This is a genomic window from Paenibacillus sp. JJ1683, from assembly GCF_053006485.1.
Genome location: NZ_CM129820.1, coordinates 5,492,151 through 5,508,951, shown reverse-complemented (window position 1 = coordinate 5,508,951; position 16,801 = coordinate 5,492,151). Strand labels below are relative to the sequence as shown.

At 46.1% G+C, this 16,801-nt stretch carries 17 protein-coding genes; 7 read left to right on the top strand and 10 right to left on the bottom strand.

Features of this window, described 5'->3' with window-relative positions:
• Window positions 1-241 precede the first annotated feature (241 nt).
• From ACUC6J_RS23785 to ACUC6J_RS23765, 5 genes are all read right to left on the bottom strand, one after another.
• Window positions 242-1,144, bottom strand: coding sequence for a helix-turn-helix domain-containing protein (locus ACUC6J_RS23785; protein ID WP_447249522.1), 903 nt, complete (start codon window positions 1,142-1,144; stop codon window positions 242-244).
• An 89-nt stretch (window positions 1,145-1,233) separates the two neighbouring features.
• A complete protein-coding gene (locus tag ACUC6J_RS23780; protein ID WP_447249521.1) occupies window positions 1,234-1,530 on the bottom strand; it encodes a hypothetical protein in 297 nt (98 codons plus the stop codon).
• A 302-nt stretch (window positions 1,531-1,832) separates the two neighbouring features.
• Window positions 1,833-2,180: a KGG domain-containing protein gene (locus ACUC6J_RS23775; RefSeq protein WP_013373683.1), complete on the bottom strand. Its 348-nt coding sequence runs from the start codon at window positions 2,178-2,180 to the stop codon at window positions 1,833-1,835.
• A gap of 135 nt (window positions 2,181-2,315) precedes the next feature.
• On the bottom strand, window positions 2,316-3,077 hold the full coding sequence (locus ACUC6J_RS23770) for an ABC transporter permease (RefSeq protein ID WP_016822665.1): 762 nt from the start codon (window positions 3,075-3,077) through the stop codon (window positions 2,316-2,318).
• Window positions 3,074-3,814 (bottom strand): ATP-binding cassette domain-containing protein, encoded by a 741-nt coding sequence (locus ACUC6J_RS23765; RefSeq protein ID WP_447249520.1) that lies wholly within the window; start codon window positions 3,812-3,814, stop codon window positions 3,074-3,076. Before ACUC6J_RS23765 ends, ACUC6J_RS23770 begins: the two co-directional genes overlap by 4 nt.
• A 239-nt stretch (window positions 3,815-4,053) precedes the next feature.
• On the opposite strand from ACUC6J_RS23765, the gene ACUC6J_RS23760 reads away from it, so the two are divergent.
• The 4 genes from ACUC6J_RS23760 (at window position 4,054) to ACUC6J_RS23745 (ending at window position 8,276) form a co-directional block, all read left to right on the top strand.
• A complete protein-coding gene (locus ACUC6J_RS23760) occupies window positions 4,054-4,656 on the top strand; it encodes a TetR/AcrR family transcriptional regulator (protein WP_044786969.1) in 603 nt (200 codons plus the stop codon).
• A gap of 100 nt (window positions 4,657-4,756) precedes the next feature.
• Entirely contained in the window at window positions 4,757-5,395 is a 639-nt protein-coding gene (locus ACUC6J_RS23755; RefSeq protein WP_447249519.1) for an SDR family oxidoreductase, read from the top strand.
• 225 nt (window positions 5,396-5,620) lie between these two features.
• Window positions 5,621-6,331: an MBL fold metallo-hydrolase gene (locus ACUC6J_RS23750; protein WP_447249518.1), complete on the top strand. Its 711-nt coding sequence runs from the start codon at window positions 5,621-5,623 to the stop codon at window positions 6,329-6,331.
• A 271-nt stretch (window positions 6,332-6,602) separates the two neighbouring features.
• Window positions 6,603-8,276, top strand: coding sequence for a glycosyltransferase 87 family protein (locus tag ACUC6J_RS23745; RefSeq protein ID WP_447250315.1), 1,674 nt, complete (start codon window positions 6,603-6,605; stop codon window positions 8,274-8,276).
• 80 nt (window positions 8,277-8,356) lie between these two features.
• On the opposite strand, the gene ACUC6J_RS23740 is transcribed toward ACUC6J_RS23745, so the two are convergent.
• From ACUC6J_RS23740 to ACUC6J_RS23720, 5 genes are all read right to left on the bottom strand, one after another.
• On the bottom strand, window positions 8,357-8,623 hold the full coding sequence (locus ACUC6J_RS23740; protein WP_447249517.1) for a hypothetical protein: 267 nt from the start codon (window positions 8,621-8,623) through the stop codon (window positions 8,357-8,359).
• A 320-nt stretch (window positions 8,624-8,943) separates the two neighbouring features.
• Window positions 8,944-9,648, bottom strand: a complete 705-nt coding sequence (locus tag ACUC6J_RS23735) for a Crp/Fnr family transcriptional regulator (RefSeq protein ID WP_044786998.1) — start codon at window positions 9,646-9,648, stop codon at window positions 8,944-8,946.
• Between the two features lie 61 nt (window positions 9,649-9,709).
• On the bottom strand, window positions 9,710-9,880 hold the full coding sequence (rd, locus tag ACUC6J_RS23730) for a rubredoxin (protein ID WP_016822672.1): 171 nt from the start codon (window positions 9,878-9,880) through the stop codon (window positions 9,710-9,712).
• A gap of 2 nt (window positions 9,881-9,882) precedes the next feature.
• Entirely contained in the window at window positions 9,883-11,076 is a 1,194-nt protein-coding gene (locus ACUC6J_RS23725; protein WP_447249516.1) for an NAD(P)/FAD-dependent oxidoreductase, read from the bottom strand.
• A 33-nt stretch (window positions 11,077-11,109) separates the two neighbouring features.
• Window positions 11,110-12,345, bottom strand: coding sequence for an FprA family A-type flavoprotein (locus ACUC6J_RS23720; protein WP_090888984.1), 1,236 nt, complete (start codon window positions 12,343-12,345; stop codon window positions 11,110-11,112).
• Between the two features lie 215 nt (window positions 12,346-12,560).
• Here ACUC6J_RS23720 and ACUC6J_RS23715 point away from each other — a divergent pair, with 215 nt between their 5' ends.
• The 3 genes from ACUC6J_RS23715 to ACUC6J_RS23705 all read left to right on the top strand — a co-directional run bounded on the left by ACUC6J_RS23715 (window position 12,561) and on the right by ACUC6J_RS23705 (window position 16,688).
• Window positions 12,561-12,902, top strand: coding sequence for a cupin domain-containing protein (locus ACUC6J_RS23715; protein WP_019688945.1), 342 nt, complete (start codon window positions 12,561-12,563; stop codon window positions 12,900-12,902).
• A gap of 391 nt (window positions 12,903-13,293) precedes the next feature.
• A complete protein-coding gene (locus tag ACUC6J_RS23710; protein WP_447249515.1) occupies window positions 13,294-14,925 on the top strand; it encodes a response regulator transcription factor in 1,632 nt (543 codons plus the stop codon).
• On the top strand, window positions 14,922-16,688 hold the full coding sequence (locus ACUC6J_RS23705; protein WP_447249514.1) for a sensor histidine kinase: 1,767 nt from the start codon (window positions 14,922-14,924) through the stop codon (window positions 16,686-16,688). Before ACUC6J_RS23710 ends, ACUC6J_RS23705 begins: the two co-directional genes overlap by 4 nt.
• The last annotated feature ends 113 nt before the right edge of the window (window positions 16,689-16,801 follow it).

Here is a 16,801-nt window from a genome sequence, read left to right as displayed (position 1 = left end):
GGGATATGTGCTTTTCGCACAAATTGAAAAGATTCATACATCCAAACCAACGGGCTAATCATAGCCAATAGTATATTATAGTCGTCGTACCCTGTAAGATTTACAGCAATAACTATACAAGAGACTAGGACCAGCCAAAAGCGAAAGGACTTCATAGCCTATACCTCCATTCCTTTTAAAAGAGAAGCCGCGAGACGATTACCCGCATCCTGAGATCGTGGCGGCTTCTGGTGATTTTTTACTACACTTCTTTTACAGGACGTAACACTGCGTAGCCGTATCCCTCAGGGAAATGCCGTTGATAATCCTGCTTCGTTTCCTCATCCCATGTATATCCCATACTGCGTGGGTCAAAGCTCCAAGCTTTTTCCTCCACCACTCTCATAACATCTCCATTGTTTTTCAAATAATGGAAGGGCGGGTGGAAAAACACCAGGTAATCTGATTCGGGGATGTTTCGGCACTCCATACCTGCTGGAATCTCTCCAGTGTAGTCAGCAGCAACCAGTATTCCATACAGATAGCCCTTTTGATCATTATGATAGAACCAGCCTGCAGTTTGACCCAATTGTCCGGGAAGCTTAAGGTGAGACATACTTTCCAGGGTTCCGCAAATTTCATCACAATTATGGCCGTTTCTCCAGAAATCGCCGTAGTTTCGAGAAGAGATATCCCAGATTCCAATAAATTTGTGTGCTGGTATATGCTCAATTTTGACTTCGGCTTCTTGTAAATGCTCCTTAACCATCTTATTCCGCTCCTTCAAATGGTAATGATAAGGAGAGAATACCTCGGCGCGAATGGCTAATGGAATAGGACGGGGCTCCTTCCGGTATACAGCCGGAGTTACCTCGAACGCTTTTACAAATGCTCGTGTAAAAGCTTCCTGTGAAGAAAACCCGTACTTTACGGCAACATCGAGGATGCGGACATTGCTGTCCCGGAGTTCAAGGGCTGCACGACTAATCCTGCGCATCCATACATAATCCCTTAACGTCATTCCTGTTAGAGAATGAAACTGTTTTGTACAGTAGTAAGGGGAATAGCCTAACTGATTGGACATTCTCAACAATGATGGTGCTGAAGTAAGATTATTATCAATCCAATCAATCATAAGCTGGACCATTTCGTTCCATTCGTACACGGGGGTTCCCTCCTTTCGACTCCATCTTAGCAGCCGGAATGCAGGAGTATTTGACTTGAGTTGCATGCACACTTTTGGCTCGTTCCAATTTACTTCTCTCCATAACGGATATATGGGTGTTGAAAGTACCTTTGATCAGATACGAAATAATATTGTTCTCCTACAACCAGCGGAGGGATGACAGACTTTGAGGAAATATATAATTCTTTATATTCACCTCCGTTAGAAGCCTCACTCTGTATGACTAAGTAATCGTCTGTAATTTTAACTAATTTAGCAGTTTCAGCATGGTGACTTCCGGAATTGAAATAAAGCCAACTAAAAATCAGTGAAAAAAATATAACTTTTAAAATAGATGCAATCGTTCTATTCTTTGTAATCAACATTCGCGCACCACCCCATAATCCACGTAATAAGTAAGACGACAAGAGAAAAGAATCTGACTATTCCATTCATTCATTTGTAATAATATATGTAGGATGGTTATTTAACCTGAATATGTATATTGTATGACGTATGATCGGATGTTGAAAGTGGTCTTTTGATAAAAGTAACTGTTCACACAAAAAGCCTACCTACCGGAACACCGGCAGGTAGGCTTTTATAACATAAACATTCACTTACTTCGCATTCTATGCAGTCTGTGCCTTTGCGTTGTAACTGCACCGACAACGTATCCTAATCAATCTTAGTTATTTTTGCGTTGACGGGCGCGAGCTTCGCCGCCTTTGCGGCCTGCTTCTTCCCTGCTCATTTTCCCGTCGCTATCACTTTGGTCTGAATTGCCACGGGCTTCACCGCCCTTGCGACCGATTTCCTGATAGAACTCCTTGCCATGGTTTTTGGAAGTGGCTTCGCCGCCTTTTTCACCAATCTCCTGATAGAAGTCCTTGCCATGACTTTTGGATGTGGCCTCGCCACCCTTTTCGCCGATCTCTTGGTAAAATTCTTTGTCGTGATTTTTAGCAGTAGCTTCTCCACCTAAACGTCCTGCCTCTTCGCGACTCATTTTGCCATTTTGGTTGTTGTTAGCCATGTTCAATCACTCCTCATCGAATTTTAGTAAAGCCTCTACGTGTATCTATTAACCTTCGTGTCAGGAATTAAACATGTCTATTTTATTTTGATATATGGAAAATGGTTGGTAAATAACTAGGTGTATCCGTCTCTATCAGACCTCCCAAGACTCTGTGCGCAGTTGTTGCTGGCGGGTAAATAATGTCGGATAAATGAATAGGCTGAGCAGCACGCTGGTCAAAATGGCAGAGGTCATGGTAGTGAATACGATGAGCAATTGCAAACGCACGGCGACAATCGGATTGGCACCTGCAATGATTTGTCCGGTCATCATACCGGGAAGCTGAACAAGCCCGAGTGTTTTCTGCCCCTCAATGGTTGGAATCATACTGGAACGTATGCAATTCTTCAGTATAGGGAAGATGGCTTGTCTCGGGGTTCCCCCCAGTGCGAGAATGAGCATGATTTCAGGCTTGCGCAGTAGGACTTCCGACTTGAGCCGTGATACCAGCAGGCTGGACAAAATCATGGAGCTGCCAATGATCATGCCGCTAATCGGAATCATGTACCGGGCTGTCGCCGGAATGATATGCAGGCCAATCAGGAATGCCTGTGTAACGATTTCCACACACAGCAACGTCAGGAATGACTTCCACATGAGACGAGGGATAAACCGTCCTTTGCGTGCAACATTTTGAGAAGCTACAGTGATCATGAGCAGAATGAATAATACGATAAATCCGTAGCTTTGCATCCCGAAAATCAAATGCAATACATATCCAATCGCCAGTAGCTGAACGGATGCTCTGATCGTGGCAATAATAATGTCTCGGTCCAAACCGAGTTTGAAGGACTTGGACATGACGATGGCGATAAATACAAAACCAAGAGAGAGAATCAAGGCAACAATCGTCATACCCATTCTCCTGCTACAAATTTGCGGGTTTCACTATGCTGTGGATTATTGAAAAATGTCTCCGTATCCGCTTGCTCTACCAGTCTTCCGTTGATCATCAGCCATGTTTCGTGGCCTACCCTGCGGGCTTGTTCCATATGATGTGTAATCCAGATCATTGTTGTTCCCTCTTCTTTGTTCATTTGAAGCAGCAGTTCCTCAACCTCTTTGACTGAGGCGGGGTCCAGCGCAGAAGTAATCTCATCCAGTAGTAAAATATTCGGACGGTTCGCGAGCGTCCGTGCCAAGGCCAAGCGCTGTCTTTGTCCACCGGACAACTCCTGCGCCTTCTGTTCCAGCAGGTCACGGGTAAGCCCTACGCGCTCTAACAGGCCAACCGGATCTTCCAGTACCGTACCATGCAGCCGCTCTACAGTCTGGAGATTGTAGAGGACCGTCCCCTGAAGCATGGGAGCATCTTGAAAAACCAATGCTACCTTTCGTCTCAGTTCAGGGATCTCCCACTCGGTTATAGGCTTGCCGAGGACGCTGATTTCTCCTTCATCCGATGTTAGCAAGAGATTGCACAATGAAAGCAGTGTGCTTTTACCAGAGCCTGACGGACCGACCAGTGTCGTGATTTTTCCGCGAGGGACCTTTGCTGTAATCCCGTTCAGGACAGCACGTTGCTGCCCCGATCCGGTGAAATATTTGGTGATGTGATTGAATTCAATAGCTGGAAGTGGCTTGGGTTCCATAGATATAGTTAGCTCCTTTGCAGGGAATCGGAAAAGATATCAGATCCGCTCTATAATCTCTTTGTATTATATCAGTAATATCCTATAGGCTCTTCTCTTAAAAAATCCGGAGGTTGGAACTGTTGCAAACGGTACTTTCTTTGTATAAACTAACAGGATTAGTTAAGATGAAATAAGAATTTAGTCTGTATAGTACGAAAATCACCTTACATAGGAATTCAACGAAAGGGGACAGGATGATGTCACCTAGACATGGAGTAAAGCTACAAGATATCCTGAAGGCTGCTGAGGATATTGCCAATGAACGAGGGATGGGAGATGTCACGCTCACTACGCTGGCGCAAAAGCTGCATATTCGTCCTCCATCTTTGTACAACCATGTGGACGGGTTGAACGGATTGCGTCAAGTGCTGGCATTACACAGCCTCGAAAAGTTAGAGGAGGCATTGATGAGCGCAGCCGTAGGCAGAGCAGGCGAAGATGCGCTGACTGCTATGGGGAGAGCGTATATGCAGTATGCGCGCGAGCGACCTGGTTTGTATGAAGCGATGCTGTATACAACCGACCGAAATGATACCGAGCTGAGACATGCAGCGGATCGCGTAGCGGAACTTGTCATTACCGTGCTATCCAGTGGCTACGGTTTCAACGAAGCAGATTGCATTCATGCAGCGAGGGGATTCCGTAGTCTTCTGCATGGTTTTGCCTCGCTTGAACAAAAGGGTGGTTTTGGTTTACCTGTGGATGTGGATCGGAGTATCGAAGTGATGATGGACACCTTTTGGGCAGGTCTTCGCGTGTTACAGCATAAGCGAGATGTGGAGCATTCAGAAAAAAACTGAGTTCAATCTGATATAGCCCATATGATTGCGTCCTGGACTCAAAGGGTAAAATATATCAGTATAAAGTAGATGAGAGACCGTGAATACAGGAGGGATAAGAGTGAACGTATTGGTGATTGGTGCCAATGGAAAAGTAGGCAGACATCTCGTTCGCCTACTGGGGCAACATGAATTGCATCGCGTAAAGGCGTTGATTCGCAAACCGGATCAGGCCGAAGCGCTTGAACGTTTGGGAGCAGAAACGGTAGTAGCTGACCTTGAAGGGACAGTTGATGAAATTGCTGCAGCTATAAAAGGCAGCGATGCTGTCGTGTTCACGGCAGGCTCCGGCGGCAAAACAGGAGCGGATAAAACACTGCTCATCGACCTTGATGGAGCAGTCAAGGCGATGGAGGCCGCTGAGCAAGCGGGTATCCGGCGCTTTATTATGGTCAGCGCTCTACATGCGGAGAACCGGGAGCAGTGGCCCGAATCGATTAAGCCGTATTATGTGGCAAAGCATTATGCAGATCGCTTGCTGGAAGCGAGCAATCTGGATTACACGATTCTTCGTCCAGGCGGGCTGACAGATGATGAGGGTACTGGCAAGGTTGCTACTGGTGGGGATCTCACCAGCCATACCATCTCACGTGAGGATGTAGCGGCAACGGTGGTAGCAGCACTGGAGGAAAAACAGACGTATCATCGTGCGATTGATTTGGTGTCCGGCAGTACGCCTATTGCTGAGGCCATCCGGTAGAGCTGATGAATTGAAAGATATGTGCATAATAAGGACAAAGGCAGACCCAGAGGCAGGATTCCGGGTCTGCTTTTTGCTTTGTATAATCCTTTCCTTTAGCGCTGCGTATAACAAAAAAACCAACGTTCCGATGGGCATATTACGAAAAAATTTGCTTAAAACTAATTATGTTAATTATAATACTAACAGAATTAGTTTAAAATCAAAACGAGGAGATGAGACAAAATGCGTATCGTTCAGGTGCAGCACCTGTATCAATTGACGTTTATGCCCCGGCTGTTCCCGGTGAACTGTTATTTGGTGGAGGAGAAAGAGGGGCTTACCCTGATCGATGCCGGATTGCCATACAGTGCTCAGGGTATTGAACAGGCTGCGGAGCGGATTGGGCAGCCGATTGTACGCATTGTACTTACCCATGCGCATGGGGATCATGTAGGTGCGTTGGATAAGCTGAAGGCAAGGTATCCTGAGGCACAAGTATTCATTTCAAGGCGGGATGCTCGGCTGCTGAAGGGTGATGTATCGTTGGAGGCAGGCGAACCGGACACTCCTATTCGGGGTAGCGTGCCGAAGAATATCCTTGCCCAGCCTGATGTTTTACTGGAGGATGGGGATAACGTGGGCTCGCTGCTGGCGATCAGCGCACCGGGGCATACGCCGGGCTCGATGGGATTTTTGGATACCCGTACCCGTGCGTTGATTGCAGGTGATGCTTTCCAGATTCGGGGCGGTGTTGCGGTGGCGGGAAGGCTCAAGCCGCTGTTTCCTTTTCCGGCACTAGCTACCTGGGATAAGGAAATTTCGCTGGCAAGCGCCAAAAAACTGGCATCTTACAATCCGTCTCTATTAGCAGCCGGTCATGGCAACATGCTGAAGCATCCACAATCTCAGCTGGAAAGAGCGATCATGGAGATGGAACAGCAATGTTCAGTGTGATGATTCCGTATTCAGCCAACATTCAGCCAGAACTCACAAAGTCCTAAGCTAAGGCAGATACAATATGAGGAAAATAGAAACAGAGAGAGGTGCATCGGATTTGAACGTTTGGAAAGCGAACGGTCTGAAATATATACTTCTATTTAGTCTCATATTGTGTGCTGCCGTTAGTATCGTGTCGTTATGGAGTTACTCAGGTAGTTCCGCGTCTCAGTCTGCGGCAGTGAGGCAAGGTCCATCCGGCGGGTTTGGAGGAGGACCAGGCGGAGGTATGGGAGGGCCGGGGCAACGTTCCTCTGACGGTCAGACTGCGGGGAACCGTGGAACAGGAAATGTAGGACAGGACCAGCAGAATTTGTCCTCAGCATCTACGGATGCGACGAACAGCTCTGACGGCAAGAATCAGGGAACGACAGGTCAGGCGACCAATTCTTCCACTGAGAATCCATCGATATCAAGTGACAAAGGCACAACGGCCGGGAATGATACGTCTGCATCGGGCGGCAGTGGTGTTGCTAGAGACGGACAGCATAAAGGTTCCGGTAGTATGTCCGGTAAAGGATCTGGAATGGGCATGGGAGGTCCTGGCGGTGGTATGGGTGGTGGAAGAAATGGAAATTCTTCATCTGCCTATGCTACTCCGATGGTGATTTTCGCCGCTTTGTTCTTCGGTGCGTTCGTGTTTATTGCGTACCGTTTTCGGGCTCAAGAATGGAAGCTCGGGGAACGTAACCGGGGACTGATGCTATGGACTGTGCTGGGTGTGGGGTTCTTTTTAAGAATGGCGATCGCCCCATGGATCTCGGGTCACATGGACTTAATGCTATTCCGAAACTGGGCTACGACAGCAGCGAATAGCTTGTCAGGCTTTTACACGAATGGTTCCAGTGACTATCCACCGTTCTATATTTATATTTTATATGTGATCGGTAAAATCGGCTCTACGGATGCTTTTAGTCCTTATATGTCTGTATTGCTGCGGCTTCCGAATATATTAGCCGATATCGTGACAGCGTACATGCTGTACCGGTTGGCAAGCAAACGGGTCGGCTATGGAGTGAGCCTCGGATTGGCCATATTCTACGTGTTTAACCCGGCTGTATTTATCAATTCGACCTTCTGGGGGCAGGTAGATTCATTCTTTACCATGCTGATTGTAGGCATGATTGTGCTGCTGGTGGAAAACCGAATTGGCTGGTCCGCTGTATTGTTTACGATAGCGGTATTAATGAAGCCACAGGGGATTATTTATGGGCCGGTTCTGTTCTTCGAGCTGCTGAGACAGCGCAAAATACAGCCTTGGCTGTTGTCCATTGGCGGCGCCGTTGTGACAACTATTCTGGTTATATTGCCATTTTCATGGGGGCAGGAGCCATTATGGCTGCTTGATTTATATAAGGGGACAGTTGGCGAATATCCATATGCTTCGGTGAACGCGTATAACTTCTTCGCACTCATTGGTGGCAATTATACGCAGGACACTACAACGCTGTTCCTGTTCAGTTACCATACATGGGGTATGATCTGCATTGTGCTGGTGACTTTGTTTACATGGTGGATGTATATCCGCAGTCGGAAACCACAGTTCGCAGCAGCAGCTGCACTGGTACTCATTGCAGGTGTATTTACCTTCGCTTCCAGCATGCATGAACGGTACCTGTTCCCTGCGGCCGCGTTAGCTGTACTGGCGTACCTGTATTTGCGAGATCGCAGATTTTTGTGGCTTGCGGGTGGATTCAGTCTTACGATTTTCCTGAACACCTTTGATATTTTCTATAGCTCCAATTCTCAGGATCATTACGGTATTATTTTGTGTGTGACATCATTGCTAAACGTGCTGTTGTTTGTATATTTGGTCAAGATAGTGTGGGATTGTTCCAGACCGGCTACAAATCAGGCTGCGCTTCCCAAGGCCACCAATATAGCTTCTTTATCCGCAGAATGAGAGATGGGCGGTCACCACACAGGTGATCGCCCATCTTCAGCGATGAAGGCATAGTCTCAATACGGCGTGCCAATATCCTTTCATTTCACTGCGGGTAAGGAAATATTTCTCTCCACCATAAGAGGGATCAATTTGCGGAATGCTATCGTGCTTGCAGCCTGTCCATCCCTTTGGTAGGCTTCATATTCTTTCCTGAATGTGTCCTGCATTTCCTCCGGTAAATGGCGGATGTATCGGTGCGCACATGCGGTTACCTGTTCCGGCGATCCGAAATCAACCACCAGATTCAGAACATCCAGCACATAAAACTCCATGGGATTCGACTGTGGCAAAAACCATCCGGTCAAGATGGCTTGTTCAAGCACCTCGTCGAGATTAGCACCATGCTTCTCCTGGATTTATAGTATTTGAATCCGCAAGGCTCACAGGCCGCAGCAATCCTAGAGCAACATTCTCGAAAAATATCTTTGCCGGTTTGGTGATCCGCCATATCTATTCCTCTCCATTTTGCTTATTTTATAAAGAGCGTGAAGAACAGAAATCTTGGCTTGATTTCAGGCTCATAAACTTTGTATTACTACGCAAAAACAGGCCTACGGTTTCTATTGTTGTTTTGCAGGGGCGGTTTTTTTGTCCTCATGCCAGAGTAACCTGATATCTATGTGTCTCAATCCATATATTCGTTCAGTTTCTGTACATCGCAGATGGTAATCTCTCGTGTACCTTTGATATGAATAATCCCCAGTTGTTCAAATTTTCCGAACTTGCGGCTGATGGTTTCACGTGTCACACCCACATAATTAGCCATCTCTTCGCGTGAAAGGGGGAGATTTATTTTAATATTGGAGCCGTCTGGCTTGCCGTATTTATGTCCGAGTTCGAGAATCATGTAGGCAATACGGATTTCCGGGTCTTTGGTAGCCAGACTTTGAGCCAGGTTTTCAGTATGTGCCAAGCGTTTGGTAATCGTTTTAAGCAGTCTCAAAGAGATATCGGGATTGTTGCGGATCAACTCCTCCATATCATCCTTGGTGAGCATACAAATATCAGTATCCTTTAAGGCGTACGCACTAAAATTACTCAGCTCGTCGTTATTAAATATGTTCAACTCACCAAAAAAATCGCCAGTAGTCAGAATGTGCAGAATTTGCTCTTTCCCCTGAGGTGTCATCTTCAGCAGCTTGACATGCCCGCTTTTAATAATGTACAGCGTATCCGATGCCTGTTCCTCGACAATCAAGGCCTCGCCTTTCTGATATTTTCGGTGCCGGATCATGGAGCTAACCTTGCATAAATCTTCGCAGGATAAAGAGGAAAAGATAGGCACTTTGCGGGCACAGGGCTCCTGTTCGCACTGGCAGGGGCAGGACATTTCATTCACATTCATTCACTCCATTCATCAACCGGAAACTAAAAAGTATAGTGTGTTCTTGTTATTTTGTATCATCTATAGGGGCAAAATGGCTTTGATCCTCACCGCAGACTGGACAAACCCAGTCCTCTGGAAGGTCTTCGAACGCTGTACCTGGCATCACGTCTTCATCAGGGTCACCTATAGCAGGATCATAAACGTATCCACAGGGCTGACATACATATTTTTTCATTGTTAATTCTCCTTGTCATCTAAAATTTTTGTAAGCTCTGGTGCGTCCGGACTGAGTCCTTGGGTAATGGCTGCTTTATATGGAAGTGAAGCAAGAGCATCTCCGAAGCCAATCGCGCCACAGATAGAGCCGTTTTGTATGAACATACGTGTATAAGAAACTTGATTTTCACGGGTCAGGCTGTTGTCGCAGGCCTGTTCATCTACCAGACCGATGGAAAACAAGGGGCATTCATAGCTGTTGGACAGGGTGGCAGGAATGGGACGCTGGTAAGCTGCGGAGGCACCCGCCATATTAGTGCCTGCTATTTTCCCTTGCTCCATAGCACTTTCCCATAATCCATCTACTCTATTGTGGAACTCGGCTACATCACCTGCCGCATATATATTGGGGAAGCTGGTCTCCATCTGCGCATTCACCTGAATGCCTTGTCTGATATCAAGACCGATTTGGCGAGCAAGCTCCGTATTAGGTACAATGCCGATAGAATACACGACATGTTCACAGGGAATAACAGTGCCGTCCTGCAGTTCTACGCCCTCTACATGCTCCGTGCCGGTAATACGCTTTACGCCTTGTCCAAGGCATACCTGGGTGCCCTGTTCGATTACTCGGCGGGTCAAAATAGCGGATGCCTTTTCATCTAGCTGACGGGGCATCAGCCGTTGCGAAGCTTCCAGAATGGTGACGGCATATCCGGCTTGCTGGAAGGACCAGGCGGTTTCTACACCCTGAATACCGCCCCCGACGATACATATCCGGTCTCCCTCTCGCAATTCCGCTTTAAGTCTGTCTGCATCTTGTCGAAACCGAATGTTGTGAACGTTCCTTAGTGAAGCCCCGTCCAGCACAAGCTTACGGTTATGGGCTCCTGTACACAGCAACAGCTTGTCATAAGCAACGGTTTGTCCATTTATTGTTTCGATGGTGCAGTCCTCTGCGTGTATCGCGGTGATCTTTATGCCGGAATAAACCTTAATCCGCTGATTGGCAAACCATTTTTCTTTTTTGATCAGGATTTTGTCGCTATGCAAGTCAGTAAATAGCGCCTTGGAAAGCTTGACTCTGTTATACGGAAGGGAGGATTCTTCCCCGTAAATCGAAATTTCGGCTAACTCATCATGATCTCTAATTGCTTTTGCCGCGTTGATAGCGGCCACGCCGCCTCCGATTATAACGTAATGTTGGTTATCCATTCGGCATCTCTCCTATTCCTCTAGCTTTCTGCGCTAAATAACACTAAGCAGCAGATCTGAGACAAATTCAGCAGCATTTTTTATTTTTTTCACTTTTTCATCTTCTGTAGGAGAGAAGCGAATGCGTACCGGAAATTCCACATGCGTCATACCCGTTGACTTGATTACATCTGAAGTACTCTGGACTTTCATATTAGTACCGTTCAAGTAATCTTGTACGACCTCAATGGCTTCACCGCTCCAGCCGTAGGAACCAAAGGCGGCAGCAAGCTTACCTTCCAAATTCATCTTTTGCATTTGTTGCAGCAACTCTTCCAATTTGCCTGTCATGTCAGCATATTTGGTAGAGCTACCGACGAAAACAGCATCCGCTGAGGCAATACTTTTTAATATCTCGGTTTTATCCGCCTTATCTACATCCCATAGCTCCACCTTGATTTGGTTCTCCAAAAAGCAATCTCTCAGGATGTTTGCCATTTTTTTAGTATTATTTTTTAAGGTGGCATAAACAATCGCTACTTTTTTATCATCCTTGGTTTCGGTGCTCATCGATGCGTACAAATCAATAAATTTGGCAATATCATGTCGGATCGCGAAGCCGTGGGAAGGAGCAATCATCTCAATATCCAAGTCAGATACAGCTTCGATTAATGTACGCACATATCTGCGATGTGGATGAATAATAGCCTGGTAGTATCCGATAAAATCCTCGGTAATATCAAAGCCGGCCTCATCGGCAAATAGATGCTCTACAGCTACGTGTGTGCTGAAAATATCGCAAGGGAACAAGATTTTATCTTCCACGCAATACGTAATCATGGTTTCCTCCGTATGGAGGTAAGGTGTTTCCTTAAATAGCAGTGTCTTGCCTCCAATATCGAGTTGATCCCCATCCTTGATTACGAGGAAGTTCCGATGCTGGAGCTTGTACATCTGCTGAATTTCTGGAACGGCAATCTCAGTGCAGACAATGGTGGCGTTTGCTGCCTTGGAAGCAAGGGCCGCCAACCCGCCAGAGTGATCCGGTTCCGTGTGATTGACGATTATATATTGAATATCCAACGGGTCGATCAATTCCGCTACAGCTTCGGCAAATTCTCTACCGAACGCCATATCTACGGTATCTATAATGGTTGGTTTTCCGGTTTTTAGTAAGTATGCATTATAGGTTGTACCCTTAGATAGGGTAAGCCGATGAAAGGGTACCTCACGATTATCGATTTTTCCTACCCAATATATATTCTTTGCCAGCTTAAATCCTGGTTTCATAGGAATAACCTCCTGTTGTTTTGGTTTGTCTAACATAATTTAATTCTAGCTAGATGTGATGGTGAAAAAGATGATTGAAATCAAATTTTTGAATATTTCAAAGTATTTATGACTTAAATTTATGTTTGTGATCGCAATCACAAGACGAGCGTAATAATCAAATACAATAAGACTATATAGGCCCAATCCAATTACAAACAGGAGAGTGAATCCACATGAAAAAATCAAACCTTATTCAATTTCAAGAATATAAAGAAGCTGCATTTACAAAACGAATTGTGCATAAGGAAGCCGACAATGTTATTTTTATTCTCAACTTCACCCCTCATGCTGAGCTGCCAACACATAATCATCCAGGAGCGAATGTATATTTGCTCGTTCTTGAAGGAAGCGGTACTGTAACTGTAAATGGTGAAGAAACGGAAGTTGTCCAAGGGGATATGATCCATATTACCGGAGATGAGCACTTTTCCTATCGTGGTGGTGCGGGAGCGAACTCCAGCCTGCATGTGGTGTTGACCAAAACGCCAAGTGAAAGCTACGCACAAAATGTATAAAGTATAGAAATAACAAGAAGAGAAAACGCAATCCAAATATAAGAAAGCCGCTTGGTTTAAATGACCAAGCGGCTTTCTTATTGGAGAGCCACACCCCGAAATAGACTATACATTCCCCTCTGAGCTGGATGACTGTATCTGTGACAACGCTGGATGTCTGTTCATCAACAAGCCACTGTAGGTCACGGTTGTGTTCGGCGAGGAAGCAGCTGGGGGCAATAGTTTTCACGCTTTGGAGCGACCTTATGATGAAATCCCGTCTGTACAAACTGCTCTCGAAGTGCCACAATACGTTGCAAAGGCCATATTTCTCCAGCTGGGATATCGTGCAAGGCCCGCGAAGTAGTCAACCCTAATAAAATAACGTTTCATTGAAAGGAGGAGGCAGGTTATGAAGCTGCATCGAGCCATTGTGGTGGATGATGAAATATTCACCCGCAAAGGGCTAATTCAACTTGTGGATTGGGAAACCTGTGGCTTTGAAATCGTGGGAGAAGCTGATAATGGTGAGGATGCGCTGGAGCTAATCAGTCGTCTTCACCCGGATCTGATCATTACCGATATTCGTATGCCTGTGCTGGATGGATTAGAGCTGATTCGATCCGTACTCGAACGGGGTACCCAACATCCTGCTTTTATTATCATGAGTGGTTACAGTGATTTTACTTATGCACAGCAGGCACTCCGCTATGGAGTGCATGATTTTATACTCAAGCCGGTTGATGATGAGGACTTTTCGGCTACACTGCGCAAGCTGAGTGAAAGATTGCACCGTGAGCAACAGAACGCGCAGCGATATCAACACCACCTTACAGGCGGGCTGTTAGAGACGATGATGATGAACCCAGTGGATGATGCAGTGGTGACACATTGGGAGCAGCAGCTGCGACTTGGAGAAGCCACGTGTATGTACTATGTACTTGTTGAGCTGAATGATCAGCATCCTTGGCGCTCTGGTGACGATGGTGTCATGCTATCGCTTTTCCAGTTCAGGGAGCTTATAGAGCAAGCGCTTCATCGTTTAATGGACGGCAAGTACCCTCTCTATGTCCATGAGCATCGTAACCGGGTTGGTCTTATCGTACCGGACTTCTTTTTAGAGGGTTTTGGAGCCAAAGTAGAATTGTTTATGAAAGCGCTACAACAGGAGATAGAGGGGATGGAGTCACTAAAAAACCAGTTGGGAATTCGGGTATTCGTTTATGCGGGAAGTCCTGTGAATCGGTTGCGGGATATCCAGCAGTCCTTTGCCAGTGCAAAGGAAGCAGTGCTTCATAAATACATTCATGACCCTAGCGGTATTGTTGTCTATTTACAGGATGAAATGCCATCCCTCCACTATAGGACCATTCGTCAGGACGTACTGGATAGCTTGACAGAGCAGATCGAGGAACTCCAATTGGAAGAGCTACGCGCGACCGTAGGTTATTTATTTAGCAGCTTTCGGGAAGAGTATTATGCTCCTGAGGCTATGAAAATGAGTCTGCATCAATGCGTTCTTAGTATCGTGCGGGTCATTCAAAACATGCAGGGAAATGAGCGCTCACTTCAGTCACTGAAACCGATGATAAACTGGCAGGATATGAATCTGTCGTTGGGTGAACTCCAACGATTGTTTACAGCCTTTGCCGAAGAAAGTGGAAAATATATTGGGACGCTGCGCAAGGAATGTCAGCAGGGAGGAATCCAGCACATCCGTGCTTATATTGAGCAGCATGCTGCCGAGAATATAAGCCTGAAAAGTATTGCGGCTCACTTTTACATGAATCCGGTATACCTCGGTCAATTGTTCAGAAAAACATACGGGGTGTACTTTAACGAATTCCTGCTGAAGTTGCGCGTTCAGGAGGCGAAACGCCTGCTGCGGCAGACGGACCTGCGTATTTATGAAATTGCGGAGCGAGTGGGCTTCGGCAGTTCAGACTATTTTGTGACTCAGTTTGAAAAGCTGGCGCACGTCACGCCAAGTGAATACCGCAATAGCCTAAGTGCTGGGTACGAGCCAGAGAGGTCCGGCGAATGAAGAGGCTGAGAACTATCCTGGATCATATACGGCTGCGAGATAAAATGCTGCTGCTTTATTTCCTCTGTGTTTTTACACCTATCGTGCTGACCAATCTGATCTTTTACCATGTTACCTCGCAAAATGTGAAAGAACAGCGTATTCAGGATATTACGCGCGCACTGGAACAAATTAAAATTGAATTTTACCGGGAATTTGAAGATGCGATGGAAATCTCGTCTATCTTTTATACCGATTATCGACTCAATGAGGTGCTGGAAGAAACATATCCCCACCCTGCTGACTATATTGCTGTCTATGACTCTTACTTACGTCGTATCTTAAACAATACTTACAGTCCTGTGTACCAATCCGTAGGTGGAATTACGATTTATACTGATAATCCAACACTAATGGATTCCGGGGGAATCAGCTTTATAGATGAGAGGGTCAAAAGCTTCCCCTGGTATACCCAAATCCCGCCTGGACGCCAGTCCAAGCCTATATTTGTCCGTACTGACGACAGTACCGCTGAGCAGCTACACCCCTTCAGCCTGATTCGACGGATGAACTATTTTTATTCCCAAAATGGTCGTGAAAAAATACTGAAAATAGAGCTGCGAATGTCATCCATTCGGGAGATTTTCAATAACTTGAACTTGCAGGGGAGTCTCTTTCTGCTTAACGAACGGGGAGAAGTCGAATATACAAATGACCCCAAGGTTGATATAAATCATAAGAGCGTGGCCTATAGCACCCTCAAGCTACCCAATGACACCATGGAATTCAAGACTCATTATGTGCTTACGAATAATCTGAACGGCTGGAGCATTGTGGCTGCGGTATCCAGCGATGAAGTGTTGTATGAAATGCAGGAGCCTCGCAATTTTGCGCTCTTGTTAACCTGTGTGAATATGCTGCTGCCCACCTTGATCATTATCTGGATTACACGTTCGCTGAACGTGCGGCTTCATCGCATTCTGAAACATGTGAAGAAGGTGAAAAATCAGCATTTTGAACTCATTCCGGGTATGGAGTCGAGTGATGAAATCGGACAGCTCACAGGTGAATTTAACCGGATGACGCTAAAAATAAAACGACTGATTAACGATGTCTATATGGCCGATATTCAGCGAAAAAATCTGGAGATTCAGCGTAGGCACGCCCAGTTGAATGCACTTCACAGCCAGATCAACCCCCATTTTCTGTTCAATGCGCTGGAGACGATTCGTATGCGAAGCCTGATGAAGCATGAGGATGAGACAGCCCGCATTATTCATAATATGGCACGGATTTTCCGCAATTCGCTGGTGTGGAACAAGGATCGGGTTACTTTGCGGGACGAGCTGGAGTTGATCCGTTGTTTTCTGGAAATCCAACAATATCGCTTTGGTGAGCGAATACAGTACGATGTACAGGCACGCTCCGAAGACCTGGACAATTTGATTCCCAAAATGGTCGTACTGACGCTGGTTGAAAATGCAAGTATCCACGGCATTGAGCCGCTAAAGCATGGGGGACGCATTGAGATTCTTTTTGAGCATGAGGAAGAACGACTGATGCTAACGGTTCGGGATGATGGGGTGGGCATGTCTGCGGAACAGGTGCAGCGCTTATATGGCTACATGCAAAGGCAGGAAGAAATGGGTGAGCGTATAGGTCTGCAAAATGTCATCTATCGTCTAAAACTTTACTACGGCAACCGCTTTAAGCTGGTCATTCGCAGCGCACCCGGCGAGGGTACAGAAATTCGTATAATGATTCCGGCGGATCGGGACCTATAGTTTCCTAAGTAACACCTATAGATTGACAGGTGAACAAAATGAACGGCATTTTATAAAATGAAAGTGCTTACAATTTGGTATTCACACACAATCGACAAAAGAGGCCGAAAGGG